Origin of the sequence: Pseudomonas stagnisoli (assembly GCF_048595745.1) — a bacterium.
Lineage (GTDB): Bacteria > Pseudomonadota > Gammaproteobacteria > Pseudomonadales > Pseudomonadaceae > Aquipseudomonas > Aquipseudomonas alcaligenes_A.
Window position 1 is genome coordinate 3,695,175 of record NZ_CP184361.1, and the last position, 11,531, is coordinate 3,706,705.

Annotated in this window: 11 protein-coding genes; 6 read left to right on the forward strand and 5 right to left on the reverse strand. The window is 66.1% G+C overall.

Features of this window, described 5'->3' with window-relative positions:
- Nucleotides 1-11: 11 nt before the first annotated feature.
- From ACOAPY_RS17815 to ACOAPY_RS17835, 5 genes are all read left to right on the forward strand, one after another.
- Nucleotides 12-1,601, forward strand: coding sequence for an ABC transporter substrate-binding protein (locus ACOAPY_RS17815; protein ID WP_465154194.1), 1,590 nt, complete (start codon nucleotides 12-14; stop codon nucleotides 1,599-1,601).
- A 149-nt stretch (nucleotides 1,602-1,750) separates the two neighbouring features.
- Nucleotides 1,751-2,761 (forward strand): ABC transporter permease subunit, encoded by a 1,011-nt coding sequence (locus ACOAPY_RS17820; RefSeq protein ID WP_465154195.1) that lies wholly within the window; start codon nucleotides 1,751-1,753, stop codon nucleotides 2,759-2,761.
- Nucleotides 2,762-2,773: 12 nt separating this feature from the next.
- A complete protein-coding gene (locus ACOAPY_RS17825; RefSeq protein ID WP_465154196.1) occupies nucleotides 2,774-3,685 on the forward strand; it encodes an ABC transporter permease subunit in 912 nt (303 codons plus the stop codon).
- Between the two features lie 177 nt (nucleotides 3,686-3,862).
- Nucleotides 3,863-4,837, forward strand: a complete 975-nt coding sequence (locus tag ACOAPY_RS17830) for an ABC transporter ATP-binding protein (protein ID WP_465154197.1) — start codon at nucleotides 3,863-3,865, stop codon at nucleotides 4,835-4,837.
- The gene (locus tag ACOAPY_RS17835; protein WP_465154198.1) at nucleotides 4,837-5,808 is read left to right on the forward strand and encodes a peptide ABC transporter ATP-binding protein; all 972 of its coding nucleotides are present in this window, start codon (nucleotides 4,837-4,839) and stop codon (nucleotides 5,806-5,808) included. Before ACOAPY_RS17830 ends, ACOAPY_RS17835 begins: the two co-directional genes overlap by 1 nt.
- Nucleotides 5,809-5,815: 7 nt before the next feature.
- Here the strand turns inward: ACOAPY_RS17835 and ACOAPY_RS17840 are convergent, their stop codons facing one another.
- Complete coding sequence (locus ACOAPY_RS17840; RefSeq protein ID WP_465154199.1) at nucleotides 5,816-6,955, reverse strand: ABC transporter substrate-binding protein; 1,140 nt, start codon at nucleotides 6,953-6,955, stop codon at nucleotides 5,816-5,818.
- Between the two features lie 375 nt (nucleotides 6,956-7,330).
- Between ACOAPY_RS17840 and ACOAPY_RS17845 the strand changes: the two genes are divergently transcribed.
- Nucleotides 7,331-7,759, forward strand: a complete 429-nt coding sequence (locus ACOAPY_RS17845) for a heme utilization protein (RefSeq protein WP_465154200.1) — start codon at nucleotides 7,331-7,333, stop codon at nucleotides 7,757-7,759.
- 96 nt (nucleotides 7,760-7,855) lie between these two features.
- Here the strand turns inward: ACOAPY_RS17845 and ACOAPY_RS17850 are convergent, their stop codons facing one another.
- The 4 genes from ACOAPY_RS17850 to ACOAPY_RS17865 all read right to left on the reverse strand — a co-directional run bounded on the left by ACOAPY_RS17850 (nucleotide 7,856) and on the right by ACOAPY_RS17865 (nucleotide 11,457).
- Nucleotides 7,856-8,776 carry a 5-oxoprolinase subunit C family protein gene (locus ACOAPY_RS17850; RefSeq protein WP_465154201.1) on the reverse strand — a complete coding sequence of 307 codons (921 nt, stop codon included), beginning with the start codon at nucleotides 8,774-8,776 and terminating at the stop codon, nucleotides 7,856-7,858.
- Entirely contained in the window at nucleotides 8,773-9,447 is a 675-nt protein-coding gene (gene pxpB, locus ACOAPY_RS17855; protein WP_465154202.1) for a 5-oxoprolinase subunit PxpB, read from the reverse strand. Before pxpB ends, ACOAPY_RS17850 begins: the two co-directional genes overlap by 4 nt.
- Nucleotides 9,444-10,190, reverse strand: a complete 747-nt coding sequence (locus tag ACOAPY_RS17860) for a 5-oxoprolinase subunit PxpA (protein WP_465154203.1) — start codon at nucleotides 10,188-10,190, stop codon at nucleotides 9,444-9,446. The genes pxpB and ACOAPY_RS17860 overlap by 4 nt, the downstream gene beginning before the upstream one ends.
- A gap of 103 nt (nucleotides 10,191-10,293) precedes the next feature.
- The gene (locus ACOAPY_RS17865) at nucleotides 10,294-11,457 is read right to left on the reverse strand and encodes a type III PLP-dependent enzyme (protein WP_076428285.1); all 1,164 of its coding nucleotides are present in this window, start codon (nucleotides 11,455-11,457) and stop codon (nucleotides 10,294-10,296) included.
- Between the last annotated feature and the right edge of the window lie 74 nt (nucleotides 11,458-11,531).

Consider the following 11,531-nt stretch of genomic DNA (forward strand, 5'->3'; position numbering starts at 1 on the left):
AGGAAGAACTCATGCGCAGCCTGTTCATACCTCTGGCCCTGTGCGCCAGCCTGCCGGTGTTCGCCCAGTCGCAGTCCCTGGTGGTCTGCTCCGAGGCCGCCCCGGAAGGCTTCGACATCGTCCAGTACACCGCCGCCACCACCGCCGACGCCTCGGCCGAGACGGTCTACGAACGCCTGGTGCAATTCGCCCCCGGCAGCACCCGCATCATCCCTGCCCTGGCCGAGAGCTGGGAGATCAGCGCCGACGGCCTGATCTACACCTTCACCCTGCGCAAGGGGGTGAAATTTCATCAGACGCCCTGGTTCACGCCGAGCCGCGAGCTGAATGCCGATGACGTGCTGTGGAGCTTCCAGCGCCAGCGCGACAAGGAGCACGACTGGCACGAGCTGGCCCCGCGCGGCTTCCCCTATTTCGAGGCCATGGGCTTCGCCGAGCTGATCGCCGAGATCGAAGCGCTCGACGAACACCGCGTGCGCTTCACCCTGAAACACCCCGAGGCACCCTTCCTGGCCGACCTGGCCATGGGCTTCACCTCCATCTATTCCGCCGAGTATGCCGAACAGCTGCTCGATGCCGAAACGCCGGAAAAGCTCAACACCCAGCCGATCGGCACCGGACCCTTCATCTTTGAACGCTACGCCAAGGACGCCCAGGTGCGCTTCGCGGCCAATCCGCATTACTGGGGCGGCAAGCCAGTGCTCGACCGCCTGCTGCTGGCCATCACCCCCGATCCCAACACGCGCGTGCAACAGCTCAAGGCCGGCGCCTGCCAGGTGGCACTGTTTCCGCGCCCGAGCGACGTGCCGGCGCTGCGCGAGCACAAGGACCTGCAGGTGCTGGAGCTGGACTCGCTGCTCACCGCCTATGTCGCCATCAACACCCGGCACAAGCCGCTGGACGATGTGCGCGTGCGCCAGGCCATCAACCTGGCCTTCGACCGCCAGGCCTACCTGCGCGCCCAGTACGGCGAAGGCAACGCCACCCTGGCGGCGGCACCCTACCCGGCCACCCTGCTCGGCCACGACGAGCGCCTGCAGCCCTGGCCCAAGGACCTCGAGCGCGCCCGCCAGCTGCTGGCCGAGGCCGGTCATGAAAAGGGCCTGAAGTTGTCGATCTGGACCCGCCCTGGCGGCGGCCCGACCAACCCCAACCCGGGCATCGGCGCGCAGATGCTGCAGGCCGACCTGGCCGCCATCGGCATCGCCGCCGACATCCGCGTATTCGAGTGGGGCGAGCTGATCAAGCGTGCCAAGAACGGCGAGCACGACCTGGTGTTCATGGGCTGGGCCGGCGACAACGGCGACCCGGACAATTTTCTGACCCCCAACCTGTCCTGCGCCGCAGCCAAGAGTGGCGAGAATCAGGCCGGCTGGTGTCACCAGGAATTCGACCAGCTGATCCGCGAGGCCCGCCGGGTCGCCGAACCGGAACGCCGCGCCGCGCTGTACCGCGAGGCGCTGGCGATCTTCCACCAGCAGGCCCCCTGGATCGCCCTCGCGCATCCCAAGCAGTTCGCCGTGCTGCGCAAGGATGTCGAGGGCTTCGTGCTCAGCCCCCTGGGCTCCAACAACTTCACCCATGTAAAGCGCAAACAATGATCACAGCTCCCCTCTCCCCCCGGGAGAGGGGCCGGGGGTGAGGGTCAACCAGGCAGCTATGAGTTGCCTACAACACCCTCACCCCAGCCCTCTCCCAAGGGGAGAGGGAGCGAAAGCCATTATCCGATGACGCGGAGTATCCCAACGCAATGCTGTCCTTTATCGCCAGACGCCTGGGGCTGCTGATCCCCACCTTTTTCGGCGTCACCCTACTGACCTTCGCGCTGATCCGTCTGATCCCCGGCGACCCCGTGGAAGTGATGATGGGCGAACGCCGCGTCGACCCCGAGATGCACGCCGAGGCCATGCACCGCCTGGGCCTCGACAAGCCGCTGCCGGCCCAGTACCTGGACTACATCGGCAAGCTGGCTCAGGGGGACCTGGGCGAATCGCTGCGCACCCGCGAGGGCGTGTGGGAGGAGTTTCTCACCCTGTTCCCGGCCACCCTGGAGCTGTCCCTGGCGGCCCTGCTGTTCGCCGGCACGCTCGGGGTGATCGCCGGGGTGATCGCCGCGCTCAAGCGCGGCTCGCTGTTCGATCACGGCGTGATGGGCATATCGCTGGCCGGCTACTCGATGCCGATCTTCTGGTGGGGCCTGCTGCTGATCATGTTCTTCTCGGTGTACCTGGGCTGGACGCCGGTCTCCGGGCGCATCGACCTGCTCTACGACATCGAGCCGGTCACCGGTTTCATGCTGATCGACACCCTACTCAGCGAGGAGGAAGGCGCGTTCAAGGACGCCCTGATGCACCTGATCCTGCCAGCCGTAGTGCTCGGCACCATCCCGCTGGCGGTGATCGCGCGCATGACCCGCTCGGCCATGCTCGAAGTGCTGCGCGAGGACTACATCCGCACCGCCCGCGCCAAGGGCCTGTCGCCGGCACGCGTGGTGTTCGTGCACGGCCTGCGCAACGCGCTGATCCCGGTGCTCACCGTGTTCGGCCTGCAGGTCGGTGCCCTGCTGGCCGGCGCCGTGCTGACTGAGACCATCTTCTCCTGGCCGGGCATCGGCAAGTGGCTGATCGAGGCCATCGGCGCCCGCGACTACCCGGTGGTGCAGAACGGCATCCTGCTGATCGCCTGCCTGGTGATCCTGGTCAACTTCGTCGTGGACATCCTCTACGGCCTGGTCAACCCACGCATCCGCCATCAGCGCTAAGGAGGCCCGGATATGACTCAAGCCAACGCTGCGCCGGTCTCCGACCAGGCACTGCTCTACCCCTCGCCGCTCAAGGAGTTCTGGCAGGCCTTTGCCCACAACAAGGGCGCCGTCGGCGGCCTGTTGTTCATGCTGCTGATCCTGTTTTGCGCGCTGTTCGCGCCCTGGGTGGCGCCCTTCGATCCCAGCGAGCAGTTCCGCGACGCCCTGCTCACCCCGCCAGCCTGGCTGGAGGGCGGGCAGGCGCGCTTCCTGCTGGGAACCGATGAGCTGGGCCGCGACCTGCTCTCGCGGCTGATCCACGGCGCGCGGCTGTCGCTGCTGATCGGCCTGGCCTCGGTGCTGCTGTCGCTGATCCCCGGCATCCTCCTGGGCCTGGTCGCCGGCTTCTTCCCGCGCCTGCTCGGCCCCTCGATCATGCGCCTGATGGACATCATGCTGGCCCTGCCCTCGCTGTTGCTGGCCGTGGCCATCGTCGCCATCCTCGGCCCGGGGCTGATCAACACGGTGATCGCCATCGCCATCGTCTCGTTGCCCAGCTACGTGCGCCTGACCCGCGCCGCGGTGATGAGCGAGCTGGGTCGCGACTACGTCACCGCCGCCCGGCTGGCCGGCGCCAGCCTGCCGCGGCTGATGTTCGTCACCGTGCTGCCCAACTGTATGGCGCCGCTGATCGTCCAGGCCACCCTGAGCTTCTCCTCGGCCATCCTCGACGCGGCCGCCCTGGGCTTCCTCGGCCTCGGCGTGCAACCGCCGACGCCCGAGTGGGGCACCATGCTGGCCTCGGCGCGCGACTACATCGAGCGCGCCTGGTGGGTGGTGTCGCTGCCGGGGCTGACCATCCTGCTCAGCGTGCTGGCGATCAACCTGATGGGCGACGGGCTGCGCGATGCGCTCGACCCGAAACTGAAGAATGCGCAGTAAGGAGCCCGCGATGACCATGCATGTAGCCCGGAGGGGCTTTCTCCCCTCTCACGTTTACGGGAGAGGGGCCGGGGCGGCCCGCGATCGGGGAGAGGGTGCAACCATCCACTCCACCCTCTCCCCGACCCTCTCCCATAAATGGGAGAGGGGGCAGCCCGTGCATAGAAGGAGGTCGGTATGAGCCTGCTCGACATCCGCAACCTGTCCGTGCGCTTCGGCGCAGCCGATGCCATACCCGTGGTCGACGGCCTCGACCTGTCCGTGGACAAAGGCGAAGTGCTGGCCATCGTCGGCGAATCCGGCTCCGGCAAGTCGGTGACCATGATGGCGCTGATGGGCCTGATCGACGCCCCCGGCATCGTGCGCGCCGACAGCCTGCGCTTCGACGGCCACGACATGCTCACCCTCAAGGGCCGGCAACGCCGCCAGGTGGTGGGCAAGGACCTGGCCATGGTGTTCCAGGACCCGATGACCGCGCTCAATCCCAGCTACACGGTCGGCTTCCAGATCGAGGAAGTGTTGCGCCAGCACCTCGGCCTCAAGGGCAAGGCCGCCCGCGCGCGCGCCCTGCAGCTGCTGGAGCGGGTGGAGATTCCCGGCGCCGCCAGCCGTCTCGACGCCTACCCGCACCAGCTTTCCGGCGGCATGAGCCAGCGCGTGGCGATCGCCATGGCGATCGCTGCAGAACCCAAGCTGCTGATCGCCGACGAGCCGACCACCGCGCTGGACGTGACCATCCAGGCGCAGGTCATGGACCTGCTGCTCGACCTGCAGCGCAGCGAGGGCATGGGCCTGGTGCTGATCACCCACGACCTGGCCGTGGTCGCCGAAACCGCCCAGCGCGTCTGCGTGATGTACGCCGGGCAAGCGGTGGAAATCGGCAGTGTGCCGACCCTGTTCGACGCCCCGACCCACCCCTACACCGAGGCGCTGCTCAAGGCCATTCCCGAGCACAGCCTGGGCGCCGAGCGCCTGGCCACCCTGCCCGGCATCGTCCCCGGCCGCTATGACCGCCCGGCCGGCTGCCTGCTGTCGCCGCGCTGCCCCTATGCCCAGCCGCACTGCCGTGAGCAACGCCCGCCGCTGGAGGCGCACGCACGCGGCGCGGTGCGCTGCTTCTACCCCCTCAACCTGACCGCGGAGGTGGCCTGATGAGCGTCGTTCTCGAAGCCCGCGAGCTGACCCGGCACTACGAAATCTCCCGCGGCCTGTTCAAGCCCAATGCCCTGGTGCGTGCACTGAATGGCGTGTCATTCCAGCTGGAGGCTGGCAAGACCCTGGCGGTGGTCGGCGAGTCCGGCTGCGGCAAGTCGACCCTAGCGCGTGCCCTGACCCTGATCGAGGAGCCCAGCACCGGCAGCCTGCAGATCGCCGGGCAGGAAGTGGCCGGTGCCGACAAGGCCCAGCGCAAGCAACTGCGCCGCGATGTGCAGATGGTGTTCCAGAACCCCTACGCCTCGCTGAACCCGCGGCAGAAGATCGGCGACCAGCTGGCCGAGCCGCTGCTGATCAACACCGACCTGTCGCGCGCCGAGCGCCGCGAGCGGGTGCAGAGCATGATGCAGCAGGTCGGCCTGCGCCCCGAGCATTACCAGCGCTACCCGCACATGTTCTCCGGCGGCCAGCGCCAGCGCATCGCCCTGGCCCGCGCCATGATGCTACAGCCCAAGGTGCTGGTGGCGGACGAGCCCACCTCGGCGCTGGACGTGTCGATCCAGGCCCAGGTGCTCAACCTGTTTATGGACCTGCAGGAGCAATACCAGACCGGCTACGTGTTCATCTCGCACAACCTGGCGGTGGTGCGCCACGTGGCCGACGACGTGCTGGTGATGTACCTCGGCCGCCCGGCCGAGATGGGCCCGGCGGCGCTGATCTACGAGCGGCCGCTGCATCCCTACACCCGCGCCCTGCTCTCGGCCACCCCGGCCATCCACCCGGACCCGACCAAGCCAAAGATCAAGATCGCTGGCGAACTGCCCAACCCGCTTGACCCACCCTCCGGCTGCGCCTTCCACAAACGCTGCCCGCACGCCAGCGAGCGCTGCCGCGTGGAAGTACCGGAATTGCGCCTGATCGAGGCGCGCCAGGTGGCCTGCCACCACGCCGAGGTAATCGGGAGCTGAGCGAGACTCAGGGCTGGCGGCGCACCGGCACCGCCTTGCCCTGCTCGATGCGGGTCAGGAATACGGCATCGGAGCCCTGGTGGTCGTCGGGACCGAAAGTGACACGGAAACCGCCCAGGTCGATGTCCAGCATGGACAGCTCCTTGACCAGGCGCGCCCGGGTAGGCTGAGGACCCGCCCGGCGCAGCGCCTCGACCAGCACGGCCGCGTTGAGATAGCCCTCCAGCGAGGTGTAGCCCAGGGGGCTGCCGGCCATGTCCTCCCGGTAGTCCCGCACCACGGGCAGAAACACATCATCGGGCGAAGGCACCACTTGGGAAATCAGTACGCCTTCCGCCAGAGCCCCCGCCTCGGCGATAAAGTCGTCGGTCCCGACGAAGGAGACGGTAAAAAAACGCGCCTGCATGCCCCTGGCCCGCGCCTCGCGCACTGCCGCCGCCAACTGCTTGTAGGTCCCGACAAAAAAGATCGCCTCAGGCTGCACGTCCCGCAGACGCGCCAAGGCATCTCCAACGTCCAGCGAGTTACGCAGGAAACGGGCCTCGCCCTCGAGCTTCAGCCCCCGTAGATGCAAAGCACCTGACAGCCCACTCTTGGCCGACTCGCCAAAGGAATCATCCTGCATGAGAAGGGCAATGCGACGCAGCCCCAGCGCTTCGGTCATGTAACCCGCCAACACTTCGGTCTCGGCGAAATAGGAAGCCCGCACGTTGAAGACCCAGGGGTGGACTGGCTGCCGCAACACCTCGGCACCGGTGAAGGGAAACAGGTAGGGCACGCCCGCCTCGAGCACGGCGGGCATAGCCGCACGCGAGGTCGGGGTGCCGACATAGCCCAGGAGAGCAAATACGCGGCCAGACGCGATCAGCGCCTGTGTCAGCTCGGCAGTGCGACGCGGCTCATAACCGTCATCGCGCACCTCCATGCTCAACCGCCGACCATGGATGCCGCCATTGGCATTGACGCGCTGGAAGTAGGCCTGGGTACCTTGCAGCAGGCCCCGACCGAGACCGGCGGCTGGGCCGCTCTGTGCATTGACCATGCCCAAGCGCAGTTCGCCCGCATTGATGCCGGGCTCGGCCCACACCCGGCCATTGCTGAACAGTGCACTACAGATGGCCAGCCCGACCATCAGCCGTCGCAACATCATCGAAACTCCACTTCACTGCCGTTCTTATTATCCAAGCGCTCCCTCTCCCAGGATCCATCCACTGCAAAGGGCCTCGACAAGAGCTTAGCGTTATCGGCCGGCCTCGGGGATTCCGAAGTGCGCGGTGTCGGCATACGCGTGAAGATCAGAACAAAATATCTATTTATTCGATATTAACAATCACTCTGTAAAACCCTAATAGCGCATGAGAATATCTCCAAAAATACTAATAAATCATTTTAAATCAATTACTTAATAAACTATCACCCACATCGATATTCATCATTGCCAGCGTCAACTTTTTAATCGAAAAAATCCAATTAACATGAGCCCCGTAGCCAACTTACAGCCCCCAATACGGAGCCGCCCAAGATGAAAAAGCAAATCCTCACCGCCCTTCTCCTCTCCACCTTTGCCGCCAGCGGCATCACCTTCGCCGCCGACGGCTTCGACCGCACTGGCAGCTACCTCGCCGAAGATGGTTATGACCGTACCGGCAGCGCCGTAGCCGCAGATGGCTTCGATCGCACTGGCAGCAACGTCGCCGAAGATGGTTATGACCGCACCGGTAGCGTCGTAGCCGCAGATGGCTTCGACCGCACTGGCAGCAACGTCGCCGAAGACGGCTTCGACCGCACCGGCAGCAACGTCGCCGAAGACGGCTTCGACCGTACCGGCAGCAACGTCGCCGAAGACGGCTTCGACCGCACTGGCAGCAACGTTGCCGAAGATGGCTTCGACCGCACTGGCAGCAACGTCGCCGAAGACGGCTTCGACCGCACTGGCAGCAATGTCGCCTGAGTCAGCCGGAGAAAGTCAGGAGCCAGCAAGCGATGACGTGTGCACAGCTCGCAAACCAGAAGGCGCCCACCGTGGCGCCTTCGCCTTTTCTGGCACTCAGTCCCTGAAGAAGCGGTAGAACTCGCGTAGCTCTGCCTGGGCGTCACTGACACTGACTTGGGTAAAACGCAGACTCTGCCGAGCCTGGCATTGCGCCAGACGCCACTGATCCAGCGGATGCAGCCAGCCAAGGACGGGGTAGCCGCCCATGGTCTGGCGGTCGGCCTGCAGGATGATCGGCTGACCGTCCGGCGGCACCTGGACGGCACCTCGCGCCACGCCCAGCGACCATTGCCGCGCAGGCGCCACCAGGGGCTCTCCTCGCAGCCGTGCGCCCATGCGATCGGACTGCGGCGCCAACTGCCAGGCCTGGCCGAAAAAAGCCGCCAGCGCCGCCTCACTGAACGCCACGGCATCGCCACCGGTGATCACCCGCAGCAGGGGCGTGGCCCGGTAGTCCGGCCGATAAGGCCAGGGCACGCTGGCGGCACGGACGCAGGCCCCGCCGACACAGGCCAGCAGATCACCCTCGACCAGCGCGGCACCCGCACCATCCAGCCCACCCAAGCCCTCGCGCACCTGCGTGCTGATACTGCCCAGCACTGGCTCGGCAGCGAAGCCTCCAGCCGCCGCCAGGTAGAGATACTGACCGCTAACGGCGAAGCCGATCTTCAGGAACTGCCCTGCCCTCAGGGCGAAGCGCGACCAGTTCGGCACAACACGACCATCGACCTCGATCCTGGCTTCAGCACCCGCCAGCGCCAGCCACACCTCGGCCTCGGCGCGCAGCTCCATGCCGCCCAGGGCGATCTCCAGCAGCGGCGTGCCCCAGGCATTGCCCACCAGGCGATTGGCCCAGGCTGCGGCATGACCATCCTGCACGCCGCCGGGCGACACCCCCAGATGCTGCCAACCGATGCGCCCCGCATCCTGCAGCAGGCTCAGCGGCCCAGACCTGAGCACGCGCAGCCCGCTCATCTGGCGAGCTCGCGGCGATAGCGTGCCTCGTCGATCGGCACGAAACGCACCCGGTCACCCAGGGCCAGCGGACAGGGAGGCGTGCGCCGCACATCGAATAGTTTCCAGGGGCAGAGACCGAGCAAGTGCCAGCCGCCAGGCGAGGCCTGGGGATAAATAGCGGTCTGACGTTCGGCGATGGCCAGGCTGCCGGCCGGCACACCTGTGCGAGGCGTCGCCAGGCGTGGCAAAGCCAGACGTTCGTTCAGCTCGCCCAGATAGGCGAAGCCCGGCGCGAAACCAATGGCGCCGACCCGGTACTCGCCGGCACTGTGCAGTTCGATGACCTCAGCGACAGTCAGCCCGCAGGCCTGCGCCACGCTGGCCAGGTCTTCGCCGGCATACCACACCGGGATCTCGTGCAGGCGCCCCGCAACGGGCGCCTGCGGCTCGGCCAACCAGGCCTCCAGCAGCGGCGCAAGGCGTTCGGCCAACTGCAGGTGGTCGGTACGCAGCAGGTCGTAGTGCAGCAGCAGCGTTGTCCACCCCGGTACCAGATCGGTGAGCAGCTCGCCCAGCTGCAGGCGAATGCGCTCGGCCAGGACGGCGATGCGCAGCGGCAAACCGGCATCCGGCGCCTCGGCCAGCACCAGCAACAGCGCTTCGGCGCCAGCCGGCTCCAGTCGGATCACAGCGCGTCCAGCTGGGCTCGCAGGCGCCGCAGCACGGCCAGCGACTCGGCGTTGTCGCCATGTACGCAGAGGCTATCGGCCCGCAGCCGCAGCGGCTTGCCATCGAGGTCGGCGAAGGGCTCGCCAGCGGCGATGGCCAGGGCCTGGTCGAGGATGCGCTGCGGCTCGTGATGCACGGCACCGTCCAGACGCCGCGGCGCCAGCTGACCATCAGCCAGGTAGGCACGATCGGCGAACGCCTCGAACAACAGCGGCACGCCGACCGCCTTGGCCAGGCGTCGCTCCCGGTCATTGTCGGCCTGGGCCAGTACCATCAGTGGCAGACCCTCGCGGTAACGGGCGCAGGCGGTTAGTACGGCAATCATCAGCGCGTCGTCGCGCACCAGGTCGTTGTATAGGGCGCCATGCGGCTTGACGTAGGCGACCTGGGCGCCCGCGGCGCGGCAGAAAGCATCCAGCGCGCCGAGCTGGTACAGCACCAGGGCCATGACCTCGTCCGGCGTGCAGCTGAGATGGCGGCGACCGAAGCCCTGCAGATCGGGATAGGACGGGTGGGCACCGATGGCGACACCATGTTGCCGCGCCAGTAGCACGCTGCGCTGCATGATCAGCGGGTCGCCGGCATGAAAGCCGCAGGCCAGGTTGGCCTGGTCGATCAGCGGCATGGCGTGCTCGTCGTCGCCCATGCGCCAGGCGCCGAAGCTTTCGCCCATGTCGCAATTGAGGAGGATTGGTCTGTTCATCTCTGCAGCTTAAAGCCCCGTCGGGCGATGGGAAAGGCGGCGTGGATGCCCCGACAGAAACGAAAGACCCCGCCGAAGCGGGGTCTGTCTGCGTCACAGCGGCTCAGATATAGAAGGCCTTCAGCGGCGGGAAGCCGTTGAATTCCACCGCGCTGTAGCTGGTGGTGTAGGCACCGGTGGACAGCCAGTACAGGCGATCCTCGGCAGCCAGGTTCAGCGGCAGGCCGTACTTGTAGTTCTCGTACATGATGTCGGCGCTGTCGCAGGTCGGGCCGGCGATCACCACTTCCTCGGCCTCGCCCTTCTTCTCGGTCCAGATCGGGAACTTGATAGACTCATCCATGGTTTCGATCAGGCCGCTGAACTTGCCCACGTCGGTGTACACCCAGCGCTCCACGGCGGTACGCGATTTGCGCGCCACCAGCACCACTTCGCTGACCAGGATGCCGGCGTTGGCGATCAGCGAACGACCCGGCTCAAGGATGATTTCCGGCAGCTCGTCGCCGAAGTCTTCCTTGAGGAAACGGATGATCTCCTCGGCGTAGGTCTCCAGGCTGTTGGTGCGCTGGATGTAGTTGGCCGGGAAGCCGCCACCCATGTTGATCATCTGCAGGGTGATGCCGTCTTCTTCCTTGAGGCGCTCGAAGATCACCTTGACCTTGGCGATGGCGGCGTCCCACACGTCAATGTCGCGCTGCTGGCTGCCAACATGGAAGGACACGCCATAGGGCACCAGGCCCAGTTGCTTGGCCAGGATCAGCAGGTCCAGGGCCATGTCCGGGTTGCAGCCGAACTTGCGCGACAGCGGCCAGTCGGCACTGGTCGAACCTTCGGTGAGGATGCGCACATAGACCTTGGCACCCGGGGCGGCCTTGGCGATGTTGCGCAGGTCGGCCTCGGAGTCGGTGGCGAACAGGCGCACACCCTTGTCAAAGAAGTAGCGAATGTCGCGGGCCTTCTTGATGGTGTTGCCGTAGCTGATGCGCTCAGGGCCGACGCCAGCCTTCATCACCTTGTCCAGCTCGTAGATGGAGGCGATGTCGAAGTTCGAGCCCTTGTCGCGCAACAGCTCGGTGATCTCGGTGGCCGGGTTGGCTTTCACCGCGTAGTAGATCTTGGCGAAGGGGAAGCAGCTGACCAGCTGATCGTAGGAGTCGGCGATGGTCTGCTTGTCGATGACGACGAAGGGGGTTTCCTGCTGGTCGGCAAACGCCTTCATGCGCTTGAAAGTTTCGGGTGCGAAATAGTCTTCGACCTTGATCGACATGCTCGGGACTCCAAATGGCAAAACACGTTATAGAAAAGAGGGAGTGGCTCTCGATGAGAACCGTGAACGCCTGA